The organism is Paraburkholderia sp. EB58 (assembly GCF_050436665.1).
GTDB lineage: Bacteria > Pseudomonadota > Gammaproteobacteria > Burkholderiales > Burkholderiaceae > Paraburkholderia.
On the sequence record NZ_JBNDMQ010000002.1, the window covers coordinates 188,465 to 213,770 of the forward strand.

Below are 25,306 nucleotides of genomic sequence, written 5' to 3' on the forward strand. Positions count from 1 at the left end.
CAAAAGCAGGCCGCACGGTGCGCGCGGCGCAAACAGGACACATTGTAGCTTGGCTGGATAGATGAGCCGCCGCGCGGCAGCGCGACGGGCGCAAAGCGGGGGTCGGCGGGTGGCGGGTGGCGGTGGCGGTGGCGGTGGCGGTTCAGACTCGCAGGGCCGCGCCGGCCACGTCAACAAAAAAAGGGCGAGCCCGTTGGAACTCGCCCTCCCCGATCACTAATCGGCTCAACCCGCCGCAATCCGTGATTACTCGAAGCGCCCCGTACGCGCCATTTCCATCAGACGCGCAATGCGCTCCTCCGTGGCCGGGTGTGTCGAAAAGAGATTCGCGATACCACCACCCGCAAGCGGATTCATGATCATCATCTGTGCCGTTGACGGATGCGCCTCGGCCGTCGGGAACGGAATACCGCTCGCATAGCGATGGATCTTGTCGAGCGCCGACGCGAGTGCCTGCGGGTCGCCGGAAATCTGCGCACCGCCGCGGTCCGCTTCGAACTCGCGAGCGCGGGAAATCGCCATCTGGATCAGCGCGCCAGCGATCGGCGCGAGCAGTGCGACCGCGATGCTCGCAATCGGATTCGCCGGCCGGCCATTTTCGTCGCGGCCGCCGAAGAACATCGCGAAGTTCGCCAGCGCGGAGATCGCGCCCGCCATGGTGGCGGAGACCGTCGAAATCAGAATGTCGCGGTGCTTTACGTGCGCCAGCTCATGCGCCATCACCCCTCGCATTTCGCGCTCGGACAGCACGCGCAGAATGCCGGTGGTCGCGGCCACCGCCGCATGTTCTGGATTGCGGCCGGTAGCAAACGCATTCGGTGCGTCTTCGTTGATCAGGTAGACGCGTGGCATGGGCAGATTGGCGCGCGTAGCCAGTTCCCGCACCATCCGATAGAACTGCGGCGCGCTGCTTTCGTCCACTTCCTGCGCGTTGTACATGCGCAGAACCATCTTGTCCGAAAACCAGTACGAGAAGAAATTCATCCCGAGAGCGATCACCAGCGCGATCACCATGCCGCGCGACCCGCCGATCATGCCGCCGATCACGATGAATAGGGCCGTGATCGCGGCCATCAACATCGCGGTTTTGACCCAGTTAAACATGTTCACCACTCCTTGCCCGAACACGGGTTCATATTCAGCACCGCCCGCTGGCGGCGAATCTGATTGAAAGCTTATTGTTAGATATGGGCAGACAAGGAAAATTCAATCAGTGCGATGCCGTGGCGAGCTTGATGCCGAGTCCAACGAATGCACTGCCGACTCCGCGATCCAGCCACCGCTTCACGGCTGGCTTGCCGGAAAAACGTTGCGTGACGCTGCCCGCGATCCACGCGACAAAACTGTTCCACACCATGGACATGACGACGAAGACGGCGCCCAGGGTCAGGAAGGCCAGCGCCTTGTGATCGCTGCCGGTGGTGACGAACTGCGGGAAAAAGGATACGAAGAACAACACCACCTTCGGGTTCAGGACATTGGTCCAGAAGCCCTGCAGGAACAATTGGCGCAGTGACTTCGGTGCACCGGCCGCACGCGTCGCCCCCGCTGCTTCAGGCGCAGCAGGCTTGGTGAAAATAAGACGCGCGCCGAGGTACATCAGGTACAGCGCGCCCACGAACTTGATCACGGTGAACGCGGTCGCCGATGCGGCCAGCAGCGCGGTCAACCCGAATGCGCAGGCGAGCGAATGCACGCAGCAGCCCGCGGAAATGCCCAACGCCGACATCAGACCCGCGCCACGCCCCTGCGCGACGCTGCGCCCGACGATATAGGCCGTATCCGGCCCTGGCGTGACGTTAAGCAGGAAAACGGCAATGACGAAAAAGCCGAAATGGGTGATACCGAACATCGAATCCTCTTTGGAAACGCTGGGCAGCTACTCAGAAACGGGCACGTCGCATGGACGATTTTAACGCGCCGCACGAATGCAGCGGGAGTCGGCCGAATGGTCTATGGCCAGCGTGACGGGCCACTGTTATTGTGCTTCCGGCAGCAGGAAACGCTGTCCCGAGGCGAGCGTCGAGCCGGCCAGGAACTCCCGCACCGGCAGGCGCTTGCCGCCCGGCTTCTGCAGTTGCGTCAGACGCAGCGCGCCCTCGCCGCAGGCCACCACTACGCCCTCCGGCGAAACGTCGAGGATCGTGCCCGGTTCTGCCTTGCCCCCGATTTCAACGGGTACAGCGGACCAGATCTTCAGCGAGGTGCCGTCGAGCGTGGCCACTCCACCCGGGAACGGATCGAACGCGCGCACCTGGCGCGCCAGAACGGCGGCGGAACGTCGCCAGTCGAGCGCGGCTTCGTGCTTGCCGATTTTCTCGGCGTAGGTGAAGCCTTCCGACGGCTGCGGTGTCGTGGGGAGTGTGCCGCTGCGTTCAAGTTCGACCAGCGCTTCGACGATCAGGCGTGCGCCCGCCTCTGCCAGACGGTCATGCAGCGTCGCAGTCGTGTCGTCGTCGTGAATCGGCGTGCGCGCTTCGGAGATCATCGCGCCCGTATCGAGACCCACGTCCATCTGCATCAGCGTGATGCCGGTTTCGGTGTCGCCCGCTTCGATCGCACGGTGAATCGGTGCGGCGCCGCGCCAGCGCGGCAGCAACGAAGCGTGAATATTGATGCAGCCGTGCGGCGCGATATCGAGCACTTCCTGCGGCAGCAACAGGCCGTAGGCGGCCACCACCATCACGTCGTGCGGGGTGGCGCGCAGCAGGTCGATGGCGGCAGTCGCTTCGGCCGGATACTTGCCGTTGCGGCGCAGAGATGGCGGTTGCGCGACGGTAAGACCGTGCTCTTCCGCATAACGCTTCACCGCACTGGCCTGCAGTTTCATGCCGCGCCCGGCCGGGCGATCTGGCTGCGTCAACACGAGCGGCACGGGAAAACCGGCCTCATGGATAGCGGCCAGTGCCGCCGCAGCGAACTCCGGCGTACCGGCAAAGATGACGCGCAACGAATGACTCATGTACGGGAGCTGTAGGCGAAATAGACGCGCATTACATTGCGTGGGCGAGCTTCTTCATCTTGCTCTTGATGCGCGTTTGCTTGAGCGAAGACAGGTATTCGACAAACACGCGGCCCATCAGGTGATCCATCTCGTGCTGGATGCACACTGCGAGCAGCCCTTCGCAGTCCAGTTCGAAGGTTTCGCCCTTTTCGTTGAGCGCGCGCACACGCACTTTCTCAGCGCGTTCGACGTTGTCGTAGATCCCCGGCACCGACAGGCAACCCTCTTCGTTGATCATTTTCTCGTCGCTCGACCAGATGATCTCGGGGTTGATGAAGGCGTGCAATTCATCATGCGCATCCGACACGTCGATCACGACGACACGCTCATGTACGTCCACCTGGGTCGCCGCAAGGCCGACGCCCGGTGCCGCGTACATTGTCTCGGCCATGTCCGCGACGAGCTTGCGGATGCGCTCGTCGACCACTTCGACCGGCTTGGCAATCTTGTGCAGCCGCTTGTCCGGGTAATTGAGGATGTTCAGTAAAGCCATGGTTTTGAGGTTGGTTTCAGGCGCCGCTCACGGTGGAAAGTCGCGACGCTGGCCATCCGGCCAGCTTGTGGGGCCGTCGCGATACGCAGAGGATAGGTGGTGTCGAACTGGTTCGATTCAACGCGCCGATCTGGGCAAACGACGAGCCCGCGCGGGTGGGCGCGGCGCTGCAGTTATTTCGGATGATGAAAATTTTAGCATGGCGCCCGCCTGCCCGCTGGCCGTGCTCGAGGATTGATAAGCAATGCACACTCTGCCTACAACCGATAACGAACTCGCCGCATGGCTGCGGCTCTCGATGGCTCCGGGGCTCAGGCCCGGCGCGCTGCGCGCGATGCTCAACGCGTTCGGCCTGCCGGAGGCCATTCTCGGACAGCCGTTTGCCCTGCTCGCGGCCACGACCGACGAAGCTTCCGCGCGGGCCGCGCTTGCCCCGCCCGGCGCCGATTTCGCCCGTTATATGGATACCGTGCTCGCGTGGCGCGAACTGGAAGGCAACGCGATCGTGACGCTCGACGATCCGGTCTACCCACCCGCCCTGTTGACCATGCCCGACCCACCGTCACTGCTATATATAAAGGGCCGGCTCGATCTGCTGCATGCAAGGGGTGTCGCCGTGGTCGGCAGTCGCAGCGCCACGCCGCAGGGCGTGGAGGACGCCGAGCGTTTCAGCCGTGCGCTCTCGGAAGCGGGGCTAGCGGTCGTGTCGGGGCTTGCACTGGGCATTGACGGCGCGGCGCACCGTGGAGCGCTGACGGGTCGCGGCAGCACGATTGCGGTGATCGGTACCGGTGCCGACCTCGTCTACCCGGCCGCCCATCAACCGCTCGCGCGGCAAATCGCGGCCGCCGGCACGATCATCTCGGAATGGCCGCTCGGCACGCCCGCGCGCGCCGCCAACTTTCCGCAGCGCAACCGTCTGATCGCGGGACTGGTAGGCGGAGTACTGGTGGTCGAGGCGGCGATGCGCTCCGGTTCGCTGATCACCGCGCGCCTCGCCAACGAAATGGGGCGAGATGTTTTCGCCCTACCGGGCTCGATCCACGCGCCACTGTCGCGTGGATGCCACAGAATGCTCAAGCAAGGCGCCAAGCTCGTCGAGACGCCGGAGGAAATACTCGAAGAGCTCGGCTTTGTGCCGCCGCCGGCCCATGCGGCTGCGCCCATGCCGTGGGACAGCATAGCGAGAAAGCCGGTGCCAGGAACCACATCGGAATCCGCGTCTGGAAGTTCGGCTGGCCCCGCACCGGGCACCACCTCAGTCCCCCAGCCAACTGGCGAAGCCGACCTTGGGCCGGAAGCCGAAAAGCTGCTCGCCGCCCTCGGCCACTCTCCTGCGACGCTTGAAATTCTTGCCGCCCGCACCGACATGCAGGACGCCGCGATACAGAGCACGTTGCTGCAACTCGAACTGGCCGGCCGTCTGACCGTCCTGCCAGGCGGCCGCTTTGCGCGAGCCAGTCATAGCTAGCCGTTAGTCATGGCTGAGTAGGGTCAATCCCGGCAGACTACGCGCCATGCTACATTCGCGCCAAAGCACCTGACAAAGTACGCAAGGAACCCACCACATGCCCGCGCTGAACCTCGACACCGACCAAGACCGGATCGCCGAGCGCGTCAACGACCACGAAACCCTGTTCGTGGCCTGCCTGTGCGCGGAGTGGTGCGGAACCTGCCGGGAATATCGGGATGCTTTCGACCGGCTGGCAGACAAGCATCCGGAAATCTGTTTCGCGTGGATCGATATTGAAACCCACGCGGATCGCTTTGATGACCTGGACGTAGAAAATTTTCCTACCATCCTGATCGAAGACAGTGTAACTACCCGGTTTTTTGGCACCGTGCTGCCGCAAGCGGCCATCGTCGACCGGATGCTGGCCGATCTGACCGCGCTACCCGGCGTGACTGGGGCGCCCAAGCTGCGACCGGCTCTCGCAGTCGCCTGACCGGCGTATTTTTGGGCCGGCGAGCTCGCGGCACGGGCGTTGCAAGCAGTCTGCAGCGCGCCCGCCGCCGCTTGCTCAATATATAAACACGCATTTATGATGGCCCGCTTTTTATGGCACTTGACACGCCCCGACGGCGCCGTGTGCTATAAAGCGGTCGTTAATGGGTCACAAACCTAGGGGTCGCAAACCCAGGATCTAAACCCGGATCTACCAACTCATATCCAGTCATGTCCAAAGCACTGATCATCGCCGAAAAGCCTTCCGTCGCGAACGACATCGCGCGGGCTTTGGGCGGTTTTACCAAGCATGACGAATACTACGAAAGTGACGATTACGTCCTTTCCTCGGCAGTCGGCCACCTGCTGGAAATCGCCGCGCCCGAAGAATACGAAGTCAAGCGTGGCAAATGGAGCTTCGCCAATCTGCCCGTCATCCCCCCGCATTTCGACCTCAACCCCATCGCAAAGAGCGAGTCGCGCCTGAAAGTGCTGACCAAACTGCTCAAGCGCAAGGACGTCGAACGCCTGATCAACGCATGTGACGCGGGGCGCGAGGGGGAGCTGATTTTCCGCCTGATCGCGCAGCACGCGAAGGCCAAACAGCCGGTCCAGCGCCTGTGGCTGCAGTCGATGACCCCTGCCGCCATCCGCGACGGCTTTGCGCGTCTTCGCAGCGACGAGGAAATGCAGCCGCTCGCCGACGCAGCACGCTGCCGTTCGGAAGCAGACTGGCTGGTTGGCATCAACGGCACGCGCGCCATGACAGCGTTCAACAGCAAGGGCGGCGGCTTCTTCCTGACCACGGTTGGCCGGGTACAGACGCCGACGCTGTCGATTGTGGTCGAGCGCGAAGAAAAGATTCGCCGCTTCGTGCCGCGCGACTACTGGGAAGTGAAAGCGGAATTCGTCTGCGCAGCCGGCTTCTACGAGGGCCGCTGGTTCGACCCGAAATTCAAGCGCGACGAGTTCGATCCGGAAAAACGCGATTCACGCCTGTGGGCGCTGCCCGCCGCTGAAACGATCGTCGCGGCCTGCCGCGGCCAGATCGGCACGGTGACGGAAGAATCCAAGCCGACGACCCAACTTTCGCCGGCACTGTTCGACCTGACCAGCTTGCAGCGCGAGGCCAACGGCCGCTTCGGCTTTTCCGCGAAGAACACGCTCGGTCTTGCCCAGGCACTGTACGAAAGGCACAAGGTGCTGACGTACCCGCGTACCGACGCCCGTGCGCTGCCTGAAGACTATATGGACACGGTCAAGCAGACGCTTGGCATGCTCAAGGAAAGCAACAATTACTTGCCGTTCGCCAAGCAGGTGCTCGACAAGGGCTGGGTGAAACCGAACAAGCGCATCTTCGACAACTCGAAGATCAGCGACCACTTCGCAATCATCCCAACGCTCCAGGCACCGAAGAATCTGTCCGAGCCGGAACAGAAGCTCTACGACCTCGTCGTGAAGCGCTTCCTGTCAGTGTTCTTCCCCGCTGCCGAATACCGGGTGACGACACGGATCACGGAAGTGGTCGGCCATCACTTCAAGACCGAAGGCAAGGTGCTGGTCGAACCGGGTTGGCTGCAGGTCTACGGCCGCGAAATCAGCGGCGAAGACGCGAACCTCGTACCCGTGCAGAAGGACGAGAAGGTCAAGACCGACAAGATCGCCGCCCAGCAACTGGTCACCAAACCGCCGGCTCGCTACAACGAAGCGACTTTGCTGTCCGCCATGGAAGGCGCCGGCAAGCTGGTCGAAGACGACGAGTTGCGCGAGGCTATGGCCGCGAAGGGTCTCGGCACGCCGGCGACGCGCGCCGCCATCATCGAAGGGCTGCTTGGCGAAAAGTATCTGATCCGCGAAGGCCGTGATCTGATCCCGACCGCCAAGGCATTCCAGTTGATGACGCTGCTGCGCGGCCTTGGCGTCAAGGAACTGACCGCGCCTGAGCTGACCGGTGAATGGGAATACAAGCTCTCGCAGATGGAGCGCGGCAACCTGCCTCGCGATGCGTTCATGCAGGAAATCGCCCGCATGACGCAGACCATCGTGAAGCGCGCGAAGGAATACGACTCGGACACCATCCCGGGCGATTACGCGACGCTTGAAACGCCGTGTCCGAATTGCGGCGGTCAGGTGAAGGAAAACTACCGCCGCTTCGCGTGCTCGAAGTGCGAATTCTCGATCTCGAAGATTCCGGGTGGCCGCCAGTTCGAAATCCCGGAAGTCGAAGAGTTGCTGCAGAACAAGACCATCGGACCGCTGTCGGGCTTCCGCAGCAAGATGGGTCGGCCGTTCTCGGCGATCCTGAAGCTTTCGCTCGACGACGAGATCAAGAACTACAAGCTCGAATTCGACTTCGGTCAGGATTCGGGTGGCGAAGACGGTGAGGTTCCGGACTTCTCCGAACAGCAGCCGGTGGGCGCATGCCCGAAGTGCCAGGCGCGCGTGTACGAACACGGCATGAGCTACGTCTGCGAGAATTCGGTCGCCAATCCGAAGACCTGCGACTTCCGTTCGGGCAAGGTGATTCTCCAGCAGGAAATCACGCGCGAGCAGATGGGCAAGCTGCTGGAAGAAGGACGCACCGATCTGCTGACGAACTTCAAGTCGTCACGTACCGGCCGCAACTTCAAGGCGTTCCTCGTCAAGCAGAGCGACGGCAAGATCGGCTTCGAGTTCGAGAAGAAAGAGCCGTCGGCGAAGACGGCTGCCAAAACGGCGGCGGCCAAGGCTGCAGCCAAAGCCGCGCCGGAAGCGGACGATGAAGACGACGGGGACGGCGTAGCGCAAAAGACTGTGCCGGCCAAGAAGATCACAGCGAAGAAGGCGCCAGCCGCGAAGAAGGCAGCCGCCAAGAAAACGCCTGCAAAGAAGACCGCGGTCCGCAAGACCGGCTCGTAACCGCGCCGTGGCGAGTCGCTCGCTCGAGCGCCCGCCAGGACGAACGTTACGGCGAAACAGAAAAGGCGTAGCCGCTTCAGTGGGCCGCGCCTTTTTTACTGCCGACTGGGTTATCGGGCAAAGCCAATAACGAGGGACGTTTGTCGCATCGAAACAAAAAAAGCGTCGCCATATTTAAAGTGGCAGCGCTTTTTTTCACCAACGGCACGTCAACGCGGTGCAACACCGCGTTACGCCATCAAAACAGCATCACAGTGGCGACAGCGCAGCAGGCCGCGCCCGTGAGGACGGCGCCTTTGCAGGCAGCTTCGGCGACAGCTCGCTATCCAGCAACCGCGACAGCGGCTCAGCGCCATCAAACGCCTCAGGCGGCGCGATTACCGACGAATCCCGATTCGACGCAGACTCAGGACGCACCTGGCCGTCCTTGATCCATTGCTCACCAAGCAGGCTGTTCGGGGTCTGACTAAAATGCTCGACCAGATGGTCGATGAAGGTTCGCACCTTGGCCGGCAAGTGTCGGCGGCTCGGGTAGGCGATGTTGATTTCGACCTGCGGCAAGCGGTACTCGCCAAGCAGACGCACCAGGCGGCCACGCGTCATGTCACGGCCAATCAGGTAGCTCGGCAGGATCGCAATGCCCATCCCAAGCAGCGAGAACTGACGCAGCATTTCCGTGTTGTTCGCGACGATCACGTTGGTCGGCCGCACCCGCACTTCACCTTCGGGGCCGGTGAACACCCGCTCGTCGCCCCAGTATTCGGACGGCAGCGACAGACAAGGATGCTCCAGCAGATGCTCGGGACGCGTCGGCGTGCCGTGCTTCTCCAGATACGCAGGCGTTGCGCACACTGTCATGCAGCCCGTAGTCAGACGCCGCGTCACGATGCTCGCGCTGCGCATCTGTCGCGCGATTACAACGCCCACATCGAAACCTTCTTCGACCAGATCCACCTGACGGTCAACCAGCGTGACATCGGGAATGACTTTCGGATAGCGCTCGGCATATGTCTGCAGCACCGGCGCAAGATTGTGTAGCCCGAACACCACCGGCGCGACTATCCGCAAAGTGCCGACGGGTTCATGATTGCGCGCCACCACCATCTGCTCGACATCTTCCAGCTCGTCGAGAATCTGGCGGGCGCGTTCCAGATAAACCTGGCCTGACTCAGTCAGCGAAAGACTGCGGGTTGTGCGGTTAAGCAGGCGGGTACCGAGACGGCCTTCGAGATCGGCTACATGGCGGGTGGCCACTGCGTTGGAGATATCCATTGCGCTGGCCGCGCGGGCAAAACTGCCGAGATCCGCCACCCTGACGAAAACTCGCATCGACTGCAAATGATCCATAAGACAACTCCTGCCGTGTTACAGCTTCCTGACAAACCGGTTTGGCCAGCGAAGCGAACTTGGAATTCTCTTACGACTCGGGAAATCGTGCAGAAGTTGCTCAAGAAGGCGTATTTTTCATGGGATTTCGTATCACCGTACTCCCCAGTGTAGTGCAGAGAGGTCGATTGTTCCTCTTAGGGAAACAATATGCTGCGCCGCAGCTAGCACTGTGTTTATTACTAGAACAGAGAGCGATGCCTCTGCGGCGCTGAAAGCGCGTCAAAAACGCTCAGCGAGCTGCGGAAAATGAAAGACCGCCCGAAGGCGGTCTCGTATAGCGGAGTGAGCACTCACATGATCAGGCGGTTAGCCTCTCTTCAAGCGCTGTTTTGGTCTCGCGCAAAGCCGGCGGCAGGTTTTGCTGCAGTGTGTCGAAGAGTTCCGCGTGTAAGGCAAGCTCTGCGCGCCACGCCGCGTGGTCGACCGAGATCACCGTTTCGAACTGCGCCTTGGTGAAATCGAGACCGCGCCAGTCGATATCCTCGTAATGCGGCGAGACGCCGAACGCATGTTCCTCACCTTGCGCCGCGCCTTCGATGCGACCGACCATCCAGCTCAACACGCGCATGTTTTCGCCAAAGCCCGGCCAGACGAACTTGCCGTCCGCGCCCTTGCGGAACCAGTTCACGCAAAAGATCTTCGGCAGCTTCGCGCTCAGTTGCTCGAGCCGCTCGCCGGTTTTCAGCCAATGCGCGAAGTAATCGCTCATGTTGTAGCCACAGAACGGCAGCATGGCGAACGGGTCACGGCGCACCACACCTTGCTGGCCGGCGGCAGCGGCCGTGGTCTCTGACCCCATGGTCGCGGCCATGTATACGCCTTCGACCCAGTTGCGCGCTTCCGTAACGAGCGGCACGGTGGTCGAACGACGGCCGCCGAAGATAAACGCATCGATCGGCACGCCGGCCGGGTTCTCCCACTCCGCGTCGATAGACGGACATTGCGAGGCCGGCGCCGTGAAGCGCGCATTCGGATGGGCCGCCTTGCGGCCAGTTTCCTTCGCGATCGCTGGCGTCCAGTCCTTGCCTTGCCAGTCGGTCAGATGGGCGGGCGCCTCGTCGGTCATGCCTTCCCACCAGACATCGCCGTCGTCGGTCAGGGCGACGTTGGTGAAGATGACGTTTTCCTTGAGCGTCGCCATCGCGTTGAAGTTGGTCTTCTCGCTGGTGCCGGGCGCGACGCCGAAGTAGCCGGCCTCCGGATTGATCGCGTGGAGACGGCCGTCCTTGCCAGGCTTGATCCACGCGATGTCGTCGCCGATGGTCGAGATCTTCCAGCCGTTCAGCTTCTCCGGCGGAATCAGCATGGCGAAGTTGGTCTTGCCGCACGCCGACGGAAACGCCGCCGCCACGTGATGCTTGCGCCCTTCCGGCGAGGTGACGCCGAGAATCAGCATGTGCTCGGCGAGCCACCCTTCGGCGCGGCCCATCGTGGAGGCGATCCGCAGCGCGAAGCACTTCTTGCCGAGCAGGGCGTTGCCACCATAGCCCGAACCGTAGCTCCAGATCTCACGCTGCTCAGGGAAATGGACGATGTATTTGGTGTCGTTGCACGGCCACGGCACGTCCTGCGCACCAGCGGCAAGCGGTGCGCCCACCGAATGGACGCACGGCACGAAGTCGCCGTCCGGACCCAGCACGTCGTACACCTTGCGGCCCATGCGCGTCATGATGCGCATGTTGGTGACGACGTACGGGCTGTCGCTCAATTCGACGCCGATATGTGCGATCGGCGAGCCGAGCGGGCCCATCGAGAACGGCACGACGTACATCGTACGGCCACGCATGGCGCCTTCGAACAGGCCGTCGAGCGTCGTGCGCATCTCCGCCGGTGCAATCCAGTTGTTAGTCGGCCCCGCATCTTCGCGACGCTGCGAGCAGATAAACGTTCGGTCTTCGACGCGCGCGACGTCCGACGGATCGGACCAGGCGAGATAGGAGTTCGGACGTTTCGCCGGATTGAGTTTTCTCAGCGTACCGGCGGCGACCATCTGGGCACAGAGCCGATCGTATTCTTCCTCTGAGCCGTCGCACCAGACAATCTGATCGGGCTTGGTCAACGCAGCGATGCGTTCGACCCAGTCGATCAGCTTGCGGTTTTTGACCCAGGCGGGAGCCTCAATGGCGGAAAGTCCTGCAAAGGCGGGATGATTCATCGAGCTGTCTCCGTTTCGTTTGTAAGCAAAAAGAAAAACGGTACGAGCCCAACGACGCTGCTGCGAGAAGCGTCGATCCAGTCGCGCCAGGCTTGTCTGGCGCACGATTGTGCAGGTCGTGATGGGCCACACAGCCTGTTGCCCAATGCCTTCCGTCAGCGGCCCTCTGCAACCGTCTGTAAAGCGGCTTGCATCGGATGGCAACAAACTGTTAAAAACGTTCTCAACTCTTGCCTTCTGCGTCGTCATGCCATCTGTGCGGCACGTTCTACGATAAGGCATCCATCCAAACCAGCGTGTGCTTTACCTCACATGTTGGGATAGCAAGCCTAACACTCCGTTCCGCACCCTCATGGTGCGTCGCAAAACACCAATACTATGAAGATTGCCATCCTCGACGATTACCAGGACGCCGTCCGCAAGCTCGACTGTTTTCAGCTGCTCGCCGACCAGGACGTCAAGGTGTTCAACAACACCGTCCGTGGCCTCGGTCAACTGGCAAGCCGCCTGTCGGAAGTCGATGCCCTGGTGCTCATCCGCGAACGCACCCGCATCAGCTCCCAACTGCTCGATAAACTCCCGCATCTGCGTATGATCAGCCAAACCGGCAAGGTCGCGGGCCATATCGACCTGGCCGCCTGTACCGAGCGTGGCATTGCCGTACTTGAGGGCAGTGGCTCGCCGATCGCGCCAGCGGAGTTGACCTGGTCACTCATCATGGCGGCGCAGCGGCGTATCCCGCAATACGTAGCAAACCTTAAGCAAGGGGCCTGGCAGCAGTCGGGGTTGAAGACGTCGGCGCTGCCGCCGAACTTCGGCTTGGGCCAGGTACTGCGCGGTCAAACCCTGGGTATCTGGGGCTACGGCAAGATCGGGCGCCTCGTGGCGGGGTATGGCAAGGCGTTCGGCATGGACGTACTGGTCTGGGGACGCGGCAGTACGCTCGAAGCAGCGCGCGCCGACGGTTACGACGTGGCCGAGAGCCGCGAAGCGCTGTTCGAGCAGAGTGACGTGCTGTCCTTGCATCTACGCCTGCACGACGACACGCGCGGCATCGTCAAGCAGGAAGACCTGCTGCGGATGAAGCCCACCGCGCTGCTCGTGAATACGAGCCGGGCCGAACTGCTGGAAGAAAACGCACTGGTGAATGCGCTGGCGCGCAACCGTCCGGGGATGGTCGCGATCGACGTCTATGAAAGCGAGCCGATTTTGCAGGGCTACAGCCTGCTACGCATGGAAAACGTGATCTGCACGCCGCACATCGGCTACGTGGAGCGGGAGAGCTACGAACTGTATTTCACCGCGGCGTTCAAGAATATTCTGGCGTTTGACGCCGGCGATACGTCGAGCGTGGCGAATCCGGAGGCGCTGCAGGGTGGGCGCCGGCGGTAGCGGCTGCTTGGGTTAGCGCCTGGGTTAGAGTCGCTCAGGCCTCCGGCTCGATGAGGAGCGAAGGTGGAGGCGCCGCGCGCGGCGCGCCTTCGCCGTCAGTGGTGTACGGCCAGTTCAAGCAACTGGGGTACGCGTTGCAGGAACTGCTCACCGTCAGCGCGGCCGAGGTTATAAGCGTGCTGCATCTGCGACGGACTCGTGTAATCCCAGCTCGAAATCGGCACCTTGCGCGATGGCTGCACATACAGACGTTGCTGCGCGCCATGCGGCACGACGAACATCTGCGGTCGCGGATAGAGACGCGTGACCATCACGAGGACGTTGCCGGGCGTTTCATCGAGCGCGCCGACCGGCACGTTGTCGACCATCCCGCCATCCAGCACGGGCCGGCCATTGCGCCGCAAGACCGGCGTGAACGGCGGCGTTGAGGACGACTGCAGGATCAGGTCCGCGAGATCCTCGACCGTGGCGCAATCCTGCGCCCGTACAAATTCCGGATGGAAGCCGAGCGTTTGACCCAGCGTCGGATGCAGCGTCTTGCGCACGTACTTTTCGATGTTGTATGCGATCAAGCCCGCCGCAACCGCGCTGCGGGCGCCAAGCCAGCGCGGCAGATGCGACACGCCGATACGGATCTCCGGCGCCTGCGCGAGGGTCGCAAACCTGTCGCCGTAGATGTCGAGCAGTGCCTTGCGGTAAATCCGATAGTGAGGAAACACCGACTCGCCGCGCAGCAGATTGCCCCAGTAGGCGTTTTTGGTGTTGTGGCGCAGTGCCTCTTCGTAATAGCGCATAACCGAGTCGGAATTGTTCGTGTACAGCATGCACGCGGTGGCTGCACCCGCCGAAATGCCGGTGATCACGCGCGGCCGGATTTTTAGCTCCGGCTGCACGACGTCCCAGAATCCCGCCTGCCACCAGCAGCGATTGCCGCCGCCCGCGAATACGACCTGATCGAACATTGTTCCTTCCCTTGGAATGCGACACGCGGCGCCGCTGGGCGGCGTCTCGCGCGATTCGTGCAACTCTTGCGCAATGCTTACGAGAGCAGTGCGTAAGTGGTGGTGGCGTGGACGGCCATCTTGCCGTCCTCGTCGAACAGTTCGACTTCGCCGAACACCAGATTGCGGCCCATGCGCAGAACGCGGGCGGTGATCAGCACGTCGCCTTTGCGCACCGCACGCATGAAGTTGATGTTCAGGGACACCGTGGTCATGGGCTTGAAGCCATCGAGTGCCGCGGAAATGGCGACGATCATCGCAGTGTCGGCCGCCGCCATGAAGACCTGGCCGCAGATCACGCCACCCGAGTGACGCAGCTCGCCGGAAAACGGCAGTCGCATGGTGGCGCTCTCCTCGTCGACCTTCACCGGGGTCAGGGCAAGCGTGCGCACCCACGGCGCCAGCACGCGGTCGAGCAGTTCACCTATCGCTTTGTCATCCATCGTTTGTCCCCGGTAAGCCGCTTGAGACGTCTCGCGGCATGGTGTGGCGACATGATACCGGCACGGTAGAAATTGCGCGTTTTTGGGACCCTCAGGGGACTGCCTGAGGGCGTGCCGCCAAGGCGCTGCAAATTTTTTTAAGAAATCTGCTAAAGGGGACTAGGCAAGTCAAAAAAACTTCTGCATAATTCGCAGTCTGTTGGGGGCGTTAGCTCAGTTGGTAGAGCAGCGGACTCTTAATCCGTAGGTCGAGTGTTCGAGTCACTCACGCCCCACCAAAGAATTGAAAGGCCGGTCTAGCGAGAGCTGACCGGCCTTTTTGCTTTGTGCGGCTCGCATAAGCGCTGCGGCAAGTCGCTCTCCTTGAACGCCTATGATCGTTCATTTCCCGCCTGAGTGATCGACTGCAAGCGTTCAAGAAGCGTCGCGAGCTCCCTCGCGTGCGTGTGCCCGCGTTTGTTCCCCTCCGTTCCACGTCCCGTTCGCCGTACCGCACCCTCCTTCGCTCCCTATCCGTCAAATCTCCATTCCCCTTGCATCCAGGCAAAATACTGTATAAATTTACAGGTGTATGTTTATACAGAGGTCAACCATGAACCACCTCATACGCATCTTGAACGACGATGACAGCGAAACGCTTGCCTGGTTGTGCAAGCACGTTGGGGACGTGCGCGTGGCAAATGCCGCGCGGCATCTGGGAGGCCACGGCAAGCCGTACCTGTCCGCGGTGTGTCGCTATCTGGGCGTGCGCCCGCCGGCGCCCCATCAGCGGAGCCGACCTGTTGAAGACTGCACCGTCGGCGATAGCTACCTTGCCCAGATCCGTCAGTTGCTCGCGCAGCGTGGCGAGACGCCGTTAAAGCGTCACCTTTGACGCGATCCGTTGCCCAGTCCTTTGACGAAAAACAAAACCATGCTCAATGCCACCGCTCTCGAATCAGAAACCGGTAACGTCAACCAGGTCGCGCTCGAACGTGACTTACGAAGCGCCTCGCTTGATCTCCAGCAGGTCATCGTCACGGTCGCCAAACGTCATATCAGCAGTGGGCGGCGCGCGTACCCAAGCGGGTCCGGGTCGCCGACCTGGCGCACGCTGCAGACAATCGACGAACTGGTGTTCGAGAATCAAGGTTTCCGGGCTCGGCACAAAGAGAACGTGCGCACAATGTTCGCCAGGTTTGGCGACAGCCGCCTGTGTGGGGGTGATCTTGACGAACCCGTTGACTGGCGGCGCGACGATGACGACCTGCCCGCGGTTTATCTGATCGTACGAGAGTTAGTGCAGTCCAACGCGACCAGTACCGAAATGTCGGACTAAGAATAAAACGGGGATTCACCGAACCAGGCCGCAATTGAATTGATTTTTCTGGGTGGCGAATGCCACCCAGAAAAATACTCGCGCCCAGTCGTCAACCAGCGCGAACTTGCTCACGAAGTGCTTAAGCGCACTGCCACCTGACATCACCAGGCCACACCAAAAAACTAAGGAACCCGAATCAATCAACATCCGACCCATGCCCACCAGGCAGTATATGGTGCATTTCGTAAAACCGAACATCACCCCGCGACGGCAACGTGAACGGCGGTGTGAACGAAACAAAGTCCAGCAGTTCGTAGAACTTCCGAGCGGACTCCCTGGCCGTACACCAGGCCAGTCGTCCTCCTTCCTTTTGAACGTGATCGAGACACAGCTTGACCAGCAGCCGGCCAAGTCCATATCCCCTCAACCCTTCCTCTACTGCAATGCCGCGCAACCGCCATTCGGCGTCGCTAACCGAACCGCTTAAGGCCTCACGGCATACGCTTGCCACCGCGACGATCCGCTCATTCTGATAAACCGCAAGGTGCAAGGTCGACGGCTCATCGTCTCCGCGAAGGCGGCAAGAATCGGAACGCCCCTCCAATAAGACAGCGGTGCGTAGCGGATAAACCCGTTCAACCGGAACGGAACAAACCGTGAAAAGCGTGCGGTGCTGGGACATGATTCGAAGGTATCCGCGCTGCAATGTCGAGCGGTTGAGTGACCGATAGCCAGTAGAAGCACAGCGAAAATTTCGCCCGTGGCATCGAACGTAGTAACCCGAGCCAACTTACCGGGTCCGCCCGAACAGCGCAATACCGCCTAACAAACTTCGCAAGTCGCGCATCGGACCATCATCCTGTCAGGGCTGACAGGTTCGCTCGCGCACGTCATACGTTACGCTTGGTTCGTCTCAAATTTGTCATTCATGCAAGTCTACTGAGATCTCAGATGCTCGAGGACGCTCCATCCGATACGCAGGCCGCGTACGCCCAGATCCGCTCGCGCATTCTGGATGGCCGACTCGCGCCCGATCAGCCTGTGTCGCCGCGAAGCATCGCCGACGAACTGATGCTCGGGCACACGCCTGTGCGTTCTGCCATACAGCGTCTGGTCGTCGAGGGATTGGTGAAGGTAGTTCCGAGAAAAGGCACCTACGTCGCCGCGCCGAATACGAACGATCTGCGTGAAATCTTCGAGGTGCGTCTCGCCTTGGAAAGCACGGCGGCTTACCTTGCTGCGATCAACGGCGCGACCGATGGGATGATCCAGGCGATCGACCAGTTGCAGCAAATCATCAATACCGATGCGATTGACCTGATGCAGGAGCAGCGGATCGGCTGGGTGTTCCATCACGAGCTCTTTGCTGCTTCGCGAAACGAGAGATTGTTCACGACCTATACAGGGCTACGGGCGCAAACAGGTCTGGCGCTAAACGAATTGCCTCGCAGCGATGCCGCCACCGTCCGCCGGGGGACGTTAGAGCACCTGAACATTTATGCGGCAATCGCGGCTAAAGAGCCGGAAGAAGCACGACGTCATATGTGGAATCACATTGTGGATGGGACCGACGCGCGAATCCAGATCATCCGAGGCCAACATGAATCTTCGAACTAAAAGGATCTCCGTTCCGGCGCAAATGCTGATTGCGCTGGTGCTGGGGGTACTGACCGGAATTCTCGTTCCGGGCGTAGGCAGCAAGCTGGCGTTCGTCGTCACCATTTTTGGTCATGCGATCAAGATGGTCGTCATGCCGCTGATCCTGTTGTCCGTCACCGTCGGTGTGTTCAAGATGGGCGTGGAGCGCGGGCGTCTGGGCAAAACCGCCATTCTGAGCATTGGATTCTTTCTGGTGATGACCGTGGTTTCAAGTGTTCTCGGTCTTGGGCTGAACATGGTCTTCAGGCCGGGCCTCGGGGCGGGTCTCACTCATACTGCCGCCATGCCTTCGAATCTGGCTAGCGGCCTCGACTGGACGCAGTTCGTCGTCGACCTGGTGCCGGCTAATATCGTCGGGGCGCTGGCGGCCGGAAACGCGTTGCCGATCCTGGTCTTCGGTGTCCTGCTGGGCTCGGCGTTATCCGCGATAGAGGAGCGGGCCATGCCCCTCATTGCGGTACTCGACTCCATGCTTGGCGCCCTGTTCAAAATGACGCAGTGGATCGTGGCGCTATCGCCGCTTGCGATTTTCGCCGGCATGGCGACGTTGCTTGCGTCAAAGGGACTGGCTGGTATCGCGCCGCTGATCAAGCTGTTGGGCGTTGCCTATCTCGGCATGGCCATTCTCGCCGTGATACTTGGCGTGATTGTCAGGTTAAGCGGTCAATCGCCCATCGCACTCATCAAACACGTGAGTGAGCCGCTGATTCTCGCCTTCACCACACGCTCATCGGAAATCACGTTTCCGGTTCATCTCAAGAAACTGACGGATATCGGCGTACCGCCCTCCGTCGCGTCGACCATTCTGCCGTTGTCCTACATATTCAACCGCGACGGGGCCGTTCTCTATACCGCTCTGGCAGTGGGCTACCTGGCGGACGCCTATCACCTGGCGTGGACACGGCCGCTGATGCTGACGGTCGTCGTCTTGACGATCATCACGATTGATGGCGCCGCCAACGTTCCGTCCGGCGCGATCGTGGCGATCACGATCGTCTTGTCAGCAGTCGGTCTGCCGGTCGAGGCTGTCGTGTTGATCCTCGGGCTCGACGCATTCTTCGACATGGGTCGAACGGCTCTGAATGTGTACGGCAGCACGGTTGCGACCGTCGTCGCGACGCGAATATCTGGCGTAGACCAACCGCAGTTGGATCAGGATGGATACGTCGACGGTAGAGAGGCGGGGCGAGGCGACGTTCAGACGGCGGGTGAGTTTTCAACCTCGACGCGTTTGGACAATCGCGCCTGACCACGAACGCTTTAACGCGAGACTTCCATGGCTTCCTTTTTTCTTCGACTACCTGACGCAAGCTCGCCGCGCGGCGCGCACGCTGCGTTGCAAGGTGACCTCGCCGCCACGCCGCCTCGTGTTACTCCCCTGCTGGACACGAATCCTTTGGTCGAGCAGGTGCATTTCTTCTGTCGCGATGATCGCGCGCTGCCGCTTTACGGCGCGATGAAAGATGCACCCCACGGGCTCTATCTAGGGCTGCTGCACGGGCGTAATCAACTCGATACTCCGCTTGATGGCCTAGGCTATCCTGGCCCCGCCATTGGTCCACTGTGTCATGTCAGGACTGCGTACGCCGCCCACCTTTATCTGCGCTTCGCGGATCCAGCGACCTCGCGCCTGTTCTTTCCTGATCCGAGCGCGGAGGAAACGGAAGACGCCGTGATCGGTCTGCAGGACGAAGTCGTCATCGATATTGTGAATAGCACCATTCCGTACGACGGGCAGTTCTTTGGCGACTGGATGGTCTTCTACCACGGCGACTCAACAGACGAACAATGACGAGCGACGGCGGGGAGCGCTTGCCAACCCTATCTCAATAGTTATATTATGACTAGACACAATCACACTAGTCATAGCTCATGGTTCGCCACTCCCCGCTCGCGCTCGCCGTCCTCGCGATGCTCACCGAAGCCCCGATGCATCCCTACCGGATGCAACAGCTCATCAAGGCGCGCGGTAAGGACGAGGTCATCAACGTCGGCCAGCGCAACAGCCTGTACCAGACCATCGACCGCCTGCTGCGCGGCGACCTGATCGCCATCCGCGAAACCGAGCGCGACGGGGCCTTTCCCGAGCGCACGGTCTACGAAATCACCGAAGCCGGCCGCGACACCGCCCGCCTCTGGCTGCGCGAGCAGCTCGCCGAGCCCGCACGTGAATTCCCGGCCTTTCCGGCGGCGCTGTCTTTCCTGCCGCTGCTCTCTCCTGACGACGTACGCCGCCAACTCGAAGTCCGCGTCGGCGCGCTCGAGCGCGAACTGGTCCGTATGGACGCCATCAACGAGGAAGCCCACGCCATCCAGGTGCCGCGCCTGTTCCTGCTGGAAAGCGAACTGGTGCGCGCACAGATAACCGCGGAATTGGACTGGGTACGCAGCGTGGTGGCGGATCTGAAGTCCGGCACGCTGACATGGAGCCCGGAGTGGCTCGACGAGATCGCCCAACGCTTCGCGCTTCCCGTCGACGCCACCACCTACAGGCAAGTCAAACCCTCTGTCAGGAAGGAGACCCAGGCATGAGCCGCGAACCCTTGAACGTCATCATCATCGGCGCCGGCACCGGCGGCCTGTGTCTCGCGCATGGGCTGAAGCAGGCAGGCATCAACGTCGCCGTCTACGAGCGCGATCGCAGCCGCGTCGACGGTCTGCAAGGCTATCGCGTCGGCATCAACGAGCAGGGGCTCGCTTCGCTGAAGGCATGTCTGCCGCTCGATCTGTTCGCGACCTTCCTCGCAACCTGCGCGCGCACGCTCGGCCACTTCAACATCCTGACCGAGCGCATGACCGAGTTGCTATGCGTGCCGATCGACGACGAAGCGCTGAGCGGCGGCAAATCCGTGAGCCGCATGACCTTGCGGCAGGTTCTGCTGACCGGGTTAGAGGAGCAGATTCACTTCGACAAGACCTTCACCGCCTACGACCAGAACGCAGACGGCAGCGTCACCGCGCATTTCGCCGACGGCACGCGCGCCACCGCCGATCTGCTGGTTGGCGCGGACGGTGCGCGCTCGAAGGTGCGCCGCCAGCTGCTGCCGCACGCGCAACTCGCTGACACCGGCATCGTCAGCATCGCGGCCAAGGTGCCGATGAGCGACGCATCGCGCGCGCTGCTGCCGCCCAAGGTGCTGGACGGCATCACGCTGATCAACGCCCCTAAGGGCTTTGGCGCGATCGTGCATGTGATGGAATTTCCGTGGGGCGCTGATGGCCTGAAGGAAGGCATCGGCAGCGGCGACGCCGAACTGCTCGCGCGTTGGCCGGGTCTGCTGTTCGACAATAGCCGCGACTATCTGATGTGGGGCGTCTGGGGCGCGCTGCGCAATTTGCCGGCTAATCCGAAGTCGCTTGGACAAGCGGCCATGCTCGCGCTCGCCACCGAAATCACCGACGGCTGGCATCCCAATCTGCGCGCGCTGATTCGTGCGTCGGATCCCAGCACGACCTTCAGCGTCGATGTCCGCACCTCGCTGCCGGTCGACGCGTGGCCCACGACCAATGTGACTGTCCTCGGCGATGCGGTACACCTGATGACGCCGGGACGCGGCGTCGGCGCCAACACGGCCTTGCGCGACGCAGCGCTGCTGGCCGCGCGCCTGGGTGACGCTCAACGCGGCAGGCTGTCGGGACATGATGCCGTCGCGGGATACGAGGCCGAGATGCGTCGCTATGGATTCCACGCGGTCGCGGAATCGCGCAAACAGTTCGACGATCGCGGCGCGCTGCATCGTCCGGTGGTCGGACGCGTGGCGCTCGGCGCGATGCGCACGGGCCTGCGCGTGGTGAACAACGTGCCCTTGCTCAAGCGTCGCCTGATCAACGCCGAAAACGCATTTCGCAGCGCCGATCAGGCTACGCAGAACTCTTGAGACGGGGCTACTTCGGCGAGACGTCGATATTGCCCAGATACTTCTGCGCCAGCGTCTTCACCGTGCCGTCGGCCTGCACTTTCGCAATCGCCGCATTCAGCTGATCGCGCAGCGCGGTGTCGCCCTTGCGAAGTCCGAACGCGATGCCGCTACCGAGAATCTTGTCGTCACGCACCGGCTGACCGACGAACGAGAAGTCCTTGGCGTCGGGACGCGACAGAAAGGCTGTTTGCCCGGCTGGCGCCAGCAAGAGTGTTGCATCGAGGCGGCCGGACACGAGGTCCGCGTAAATCTGGTTCTGATCCTGGTACGACACGACGTTCACGCCCGCTCCTTCCCAATGCGCCTTCGCATACGTTTCCTGGATCGACGCCTGCAGCACGCCGACGCGCTTGCCTTTCAGCGACTCGGGTGTCGGCACGAGACCACTGTTGGTTTTTGCAATCAACTGCGTCGGCACGCGATAAATCACGTTGGTGAAATCGATCGCCTCGCGACGCTTCTCGGTGGCGTTCATCGCCGAATTGATCGCATCGAACTTGCGACCTTGCAGCGCGGGAATCAGGCCGTCGAACGAGGTTTCGACCCACTTGCATGTCAGGTGCGCCGTCGCGCAAACGGCCTTGCCGATGTCGACGTCGAGGCCTCGCAACTCACCGTTCGGCCCTTTCGATTCGAACGGCGGATATTGCGCTTCGAGACCGAAGCGCAGCGTGCCGGCATCGGCAGCCAGAGCCGGGACCGACGCCAGCGCGCATGCCAGCACCAACAGGGTTTTGAGCAGTTTCATCGTTTCGTTAATTCTTCACGTTGAATTTGATGTCGCATTGAATCCGCCGCTCGCGGTGATGGCGGCGGCGCGATTCACGCACTTCTCAGATGTCGCAGAGCCGTCGCGCGCCTTCGATCAGCGTGGCGTCGTCCTTAGAAAAACTGAGGCGAATCAGGCCGGAATCCGTGCCGTCCGTATAAAACGCCGAGAGCGGAATCGTTGCCACGCGCGCGTCTCGAATGAGGCGCAACACGAAGTCGCTATCGCTTTCCTCAGAGAAGCCACGAAAGCGCGCGAGCATGAAGAAGGTGCCTTCGCTCGGCAACAGTTCGAAGCGCGACTCGCGCAACGCATGCGCCAGCAAGTCGCGTTTCTGCTGATAGAACGCCGATAGCCCGAGATAGCTTTCCGGCCTGGCGAGCGCCTCGACGAACGCGTATTGCATGGGCGTATCGGCGGAAAACACCATGAACTGATGGACCTTGCGAATCTCGTCCATCAGCTCGGCGGGGGCGAGGCAATAGCCGACCCGCCAGCCGGTCACATGATACGACTTGCCAAACGACGACACGATCACGCTGCGTTCGGCCAGTTCGGGATAGCACGCCATGCTCTGGTGCTTCGCGCCGTCGAACACCACGTGCTCGTAGACCTCGTCGGCCAGCACCACGATATCGGTGTTGCGGGTGACGGCCGTCAGGCGCGCGACGTCGGCCTCGCTGAACACGGTCGCAGTTGGATTGTGCGGCGTGTTGATGATGATCATGCGTGTCTTCGGCGTGATCGCCGCGGCGACCTCGTCCCAGTTCACCCGAAAATCGGTGAGCGACAGTTTGATCGGAACCGGCGTGGCGCCTTGTAGGCGCACGATTGGAGCGTAGCTGTCGAAGGACGGCTCGAAGTAGATCACCTCATCGCCGGGGTGCACGAGCGCGCTGATCGTCGAATACAGTCCCTCGCTCGCGCTGGCGATCACGGTGACTTCGGTGGCAGGGTCATAACGCACGCCATACAAAGTCTCGACCTTATCGGCAAGCGCTTCGCGCAGCGCACCGATGCCCGCCATCGGCGCGTACTGGTTATGTCCCGCGCGCATGGCTGCGGCGACGCCTTCCACCAGCGCCGGGTCCGGTGCGAAATTCGGCGCGCCCTGCGACAGGTTCAACGCTTCGTGTTGCGCGGCCAACTGGCCAATCACGGTAAAGATTGTCGTGCCCACATCAGGCAATTTTGAGCGGGCGTGCAAGGCGCTCTCCATAACGGTTCTCCATCTGACGGCGAGGCTGCGGAGCGCCGTGTCCCATGCGCTCCAGCCGGTTTTGACGATTAGGCATCAGCCAAAGCGCCGTCACAATCGATACTTTGTCATGCGCGGCATGCGTTTACGTCATGGCGAGCGCCAGGCCCCGTGGGGCGGACGAAAGCAGAAGGGACGCGGGAGAATCGGGCGAAAAAGAGGAGGCTGCAAGCAAGCCGGGGCATGCAGAAAACGCGAGGGGAATCGTGGCGGCTGCGCCCGTGCGAGCGCAGCCGTTCCTGCTGCTTACTCGTCCATCAGACGGACTTTCACCTTCTTGCCCTTCACCTTGCCGGCGCTGAGCTTGCGCAACGCGTCGCGAGCGACGCTGCGCTCGACGGCGACGTAGGTCGAGAATTCCGTCACGTTGATTTTGCCGATCTGCGAGCCGGCGAAACCTGCTTCGCCGGTCAGCGCGCCAAGCACGTCGCCCGGGCGGATCTTTTCCTTGCGGCCGCCGAGAATCTGCAGCGTTTCCATGGGCGGCAGCAGGCGCTCGTTGCTGGTCGAGGTCAGCTCGGACAACGGATGCCATTCCACCTCACGCCCCTGCGCCTGTTCGAGACTGCCGACGCGGCCCATCTCGTTCATGCTGGCGAGACTCAGCGCCCAACCTTCCTGGTCGGCGCGGCCCGTGCGGCCGATCCGATGCACGTGCACTTCCGGGTCCGGTGTCACGTCGACGTTGATCACCGCTTCGAGTTGCGCGATATCGAGGCCGCGTGCTGCGACGTCGGTCGCAACCAGCACCGAGCAGCTGCGGTTCGCAAACTGGATCAGCACCTGATCGCGTTCACGCTGATCGAGTTCGCCGTGCAGTGCCAGCGCATGGAAGCCCTGCGCGCGCAGCACGTCGAGCAGATCGCGGCACTGTTGCTTGGTGTTGCAGAAGGCCAGCGTGCTCACCGGACGATAGTGGTTCAGCAGCAAGCCGACTGCATGCAGGCGACCGTCTTCCGTCACTTCGTAGAAACGTTGACGGATCTTGCTGTTATCGTGCCGTTCTTCGAGTTTCACTTCCTTCGGACTGCGCAGGAATTGCTGGCTCAGCTTGCCGATTCCGTCCGGATACGTTGCGGAAAACAGCAGGGTCTGTCGTTCTTTCGGACATTGACGGATGACGGTGGCGATATCGTCGAAGAAGCCCATATCGAGCATGCGGTCGGCTTCGTCGAGCACCAGCGTGTTCAACGCGCCGAGCGCGAGGCTGCCGCGCTCGAGGTGATCCATGATGCGGCCCGGCGTGCCGACCACGATATGCGCGCCTTGTTCGAGGCTCGCGGTCTGCGGACGCATCGGCGTGCCGCCGCACAGCGTCAGCACCTTGATGTTCTGTTCGGCGCGCGCGAGACGGCGGATTTCCTGCGTGACCTGATCGGCCAATTCGCGCGTCGGACACAGCACCATTGCCTGAACGTCGAAATTGCGGGCGTCGAGGCGGGCCAGCAGCGCGAGCGAAAACGCCGCGGTCTTGCCGCTGCCGGTTTTCGCCTGGGCGATCAGATCGTGGCCGGCCAGCGCGACCGGCAGACTCGCGGCCTGGATCGGCGTCATGTCGACATAGCCGAGCTGGGTCAGATTGGCGAGCACGGCAGGCGGCAACGACAACTGGCTGAACGGCGTGCCAGCTTGAGTGGGACTATTCATATGGATGGCTCGCTATCGGCTGAAGGCTAAGGA

Annotated in this window: 22 protein-coding genes, 1 tRNA gene and 1 pseudogene; 12 read left to right on the forward strand and 12 right to left on the reverse strand. The window is 61.7% G+C overall.

Going from position 1 to position 25,306, the window contains the following annotated elements; all coding sequences use genetic code 11:
• Positions 1-246: 246 nt before the first annotated feature.
• From htpX to def, 4 genes are all read right to left on the reverse strand, one after another.
• Positions 247-1,104: a zinc metalloprotease HtpX gene (gene htpX, locus P3T40_RS03485; protein WP_429266286.1), complete on the reverse strand. Its 858-nt coding sequence runs from the start codon at positions 1,102-1,104 to the stop codon at positions 247-249.
• 106 nt (positions 1,105-1,210) lie between these two features.
• A complete protein-coding gene (locus tag P3T40_RS03490) occupies positions 1,211-1,852 on the reverse strand; it encodes a LysE family translocator (RefSeq protein WP_429266287.1) in 642 nt (213 codons plus the stop codon).
• A 126-nt stretch (positions 1,853-1,978) separates the two neighbouring features.
• Positions 1,979-2,962 carry a methionyl-tRNA formyltransferase gene (fmt, locus tag P3T40_RS03495; protein WP_429266288.1) on the reverse strand — a complete coding sequence of 328 codons (984 nt, stop codon included), beginning with the start codon at positions 2,960-2,962 and terminating at the stop codon, positions 1,979-1,981.
• A gap of 31 nt (positions 2,963-2,993) precedes the next feature.
• Positions 2,994-3,497, reverse strand: coding sequence for a peptide deformylase (gene def, locus P3T40_RS03500; RefSeq protein ID WP_429266289.1), 504 nt, complete (start codon positions 3,495-3,497; stop codon positions 2,994-2,996).
• Between the two features lie 244 nt (positions 3,498-3,741).
• Here def and dprA point away from each other — a divergent pair, with 244 nt between their 5' ends.
• From dprA to P3T40_RS03515, 3 genes are all read left to right on the forward strand, one after another.
• Positions 3,742-4,968 carry a DNA-processing protein DprA gene (gene dprA, locus P3T40_RS03505; RefSeq protein WP_429266290.1) on the forward strand — a complete coding sequence of 409 codons (1,227 nt, stop codon included), beginning with the start codon at positions 3,742-3,744 and terminating at the stop codon, positions 4,966-4,968.
• A 97-nt stretch (positions 4,969-5,065) separates the two neighbouring features.
• The gene (locus P3T40_RS03510) at positions 5,066-5,443 is read left to right on the forward strand and encodes a thioredoxin family protein (protein ID WP_429266291.1); all 378 of its coding nucleotides are present in this window, start codon (positions 5,066-5,068) and stop codon (positions 5,441-5,443) included.
• Positions 5,444-5,673: 230 nt separating this feature from the next.
• Positions 5,674-8,340, forward strand: a complete 2,667-nt coding sequence (locus tag P3T40_RS03515; RefSeq protein WP_429266292.1) for a DNA topoisomerase III — start codon at positions 5,674-5,676, stop codon at positions 8,338-8,340.
• A gap of 249 nt (positions 8,341-8,589) precedes the next feature.
• Here the strand turns inward: P3T40_RS03515 and P3T40_RS03520 are convergent, their stop codons facing one another.
• Together P3T40_RS03520 and P3T40_RS03525 are read right to left on the reverse strand one after the other, a co-directional pair.
• Positions 8,590-9,687: a LysR family transcriptional regulator gene (locus P3T40_RS03520; RefSeq protein ID WP_429266293.1), complete on the reverse strand. Its 1,098-nt coding sequence runs from the start codon at positions 9,685-9,687 to the stop codon at positions 8,590-8,592.
• A gap of 340 nt (positions 9,688-10,027) precedes the next feature.
• Positions 10,028-11,884 (reverse strand): phosphoenolpyruvate carboxykinase (GTP), encoded by a 1,857-nt coding sequence (locus P3T40_RS03525; RefSeq protein WP_429266294.1) that lies wholly within the window; start codon positions 11,882-11,884, stop codon positions 10,028-10,030.
• Between the two features lie 378 nt (positions 11,885-12,262).
• Between P3T40_RS03525 and P3T40_RS03530 the strand changes: the two genes are divergently transcribed.
• Positions 12,263-13,276, forward strand: coding sequence for a D-2-hydroxyacid dehydrogenase family protein (locus P3T40_RS03530; RefSeq protein WP_429266295.1), 1,014 nt, complete (start codon positions 12,263-12,265; stop codon positions 13,274-13,276).
• Between the two features lie 95 nt (positions 13,277-13,371).
• On the opposite strand, the gene P3T40_RS03535 is transcribed toward P3T40_RS03530, so the two are convergent.
• Entirely contained in the window at positions 13,372-14,238 is an 867-nt protein-coding gene (locus P3T40_RS03535) for a patatin-like phospholipase family protein (protein WP_429266296.1), read from the reverse strand.
• Between the two features lie 77 nt (positions 14,239-14,315).
• A complete protein-coding gene (locus P3T40_RS03540; RefSeq protein ID WP_424067320.1) occupies positions 14,316-14,720 on the reverse strand; it encodes a PaaI family thioesterase in 405 nt (134 codons plus the stop codon).
• A gap of 202 nt (positions 14,721-14,922) precedes the next feature.
• Between P3T40_RS03540 and P3T40_RS03545 the strand changes: the two genes are divergently transcribed.
• From P3T40_RS03545 to P3T40_RS03555, 3 genes are all read left to right on the forward strand, one after another.
• A tRNA-Lys gene (locus P3T40_RS03545) sits at positions 14,923-14,998 on the forward strand.
• A 314-nt stretch (positions 14,999-15,312) separates the two neighbouring features.
• Positions 15,313-15,594 (forward strand): hypothetical protein, encoded by a 282-nt coding sequence (locus P3T40_RS03550; RefSeq protein ID WP_429266297.1) that lies wholly within the window; start codon positions 15,313-15,315, stop codon positions 15,592-15,594.
• A 39-nt stretch (positions 15,595-15,633) separates the two neighbouring features.
• A complete protein-coding gene (locus P3T40_RS03555; RefSeq protein WP_429266298.1) occupies positions 15,634-16,038 on the forward strand; it encodes a DUF2471 domain-containing protein in 405 nt (134 codons plus the stop codon).
• A gap of 178 nt (positions 16,039-16,216) precedes the next feature.
• On the opposite strand, the gene P3T40_RS03560 is transcribed toward P3T40_RS03555, so the two are convergent.
• Positions 16,217-16,702, reverse strand: a complete 486-nt coding sequence (locus P3T40_RS03560; protein WP_429266299.1) for a GNAT family N-acetyltransferase — start codon at positions 16,700-16,702, stop codon at positions 16,217-16,219.
• 269 nt (positions 16,703-16,971) lie between these two features.
• On the opposite strand from P3T40_RS03560, the gene P3T40_RS03565 reads away from it, so the two are divergent.
• The 5 genes and pseudogenes from P3T40_RS03565 to P3T40_RS03585 all read left to right on the forward strand — a co-directional run bounded on the left by P3T40_RS03565 (position 16,972) and on the right by P3T40_RS03585 (position 21,557).
• Positions 16,972-17,637 carry a GntR family transcriptional regulator gene (locus P3T40_RS03565; RefSeq protein WP_429266600.1) on the forward strand — a complete coding sequence of 222 codons (666 nt, stop codon included), beginning with the start codon at positions 16,972-16,974 and terminating at the stop codon, positions 17,635-17,637.
• A pseudogene (locus P3T40_RS03570) lies at positions 17,621-18,835 on the forward strand (dicarboxylate/amino acid:cation symporter); the annotation flags it as partial. The gene P3T40_RS03565 and the pseudogene P3T40_RS03570, both read left to right, overlap by 17 nt.
• Positions 18,836-18,955: 120 nt before the next feature.
• The gene (locus tag P3T40_RS03575; protein WP_429266300.1) at positions 18,956-19,471 is read left to right on the forward strand and encodes a hypothetical protein; all 516 of its coding nucleotides are present in this window, start codon (positions 18,956-18,958) and stop codon (positions 19,469-19,471) included.
• Between the two features lie 80 nt (positions 19,472-19,551).
• A complete protein-coding gene (locus P3T40_RS03580) occupies positions 19,552-20,211 on the forward strand; it encodes a PadR family transcriptional regulator (RefSeq protein ID WP_429266301.1) in 660 nt (219 codons plus the stop codon).
• Entirely contained in the window at positions 20,208-21,557 is a 1,350-nt protein-coding gene (locus tag P3T40_RS03585; protein ID WP_429266302.1) for an FAD-dependent oxidoreductase, read from the forward strand. Before P3T40_RS03580 ends, P3T40_RS03585 begins: the two co-directional genes overlap by 4 nt.
• A gap of 7 nt (positions 21,558-21,564) precedes the next feature.
• On the opposite strand, the gene P3T40_RS03590 is transcribed toward P3T40_RS03585, so the two are convergent.
• The 3 genes from P3T40_RS03590 to dbpA all read right to left on the reverse strand — a co-directional run bounded on the left by P3T40_RS03590 (position 21,565) and on the right by dbpA (position 25,273).
• Positions 21,565-22,347, reverse strand: coding sequence for an ABC transporter substrate-binding protein (locus P3T40_RS03590; protein WP_429266303.1), 783 nt, complete (start codon positions 22,345-22,347; stop codon positions 21,565-21,567).
• A gap of 85 nt (positions 22,348-22,432) precedes the next feature.
• Positions 22,433-23,587, reverse strand: coding sequence for a pyridoxal phosphate-dependent aminotransferase (locus tag P3T40_RS03595; protein WP_429266304.1), 1,155 nt, complete (start codon positions 23,585-23,587; stop codon positions 22,433-22,435).
• Between the two features lie 285 nt (positions 23,588-23,872).
• Positions 23,873-25,273 (reverse strand): ATP-dependent RNA helicase DbpA, encoded by a 1,401-nt coding sequence (dbpA, locus tag P3T40_RS03600; protein WP_429266305.1) that lies wholly within the window; start codon positions 25,271-25,273, stop codon positions 23,873-23,875.
• Between the last annotated feature and the right edge of the window lie 33 nt (positions 25,274-25,306).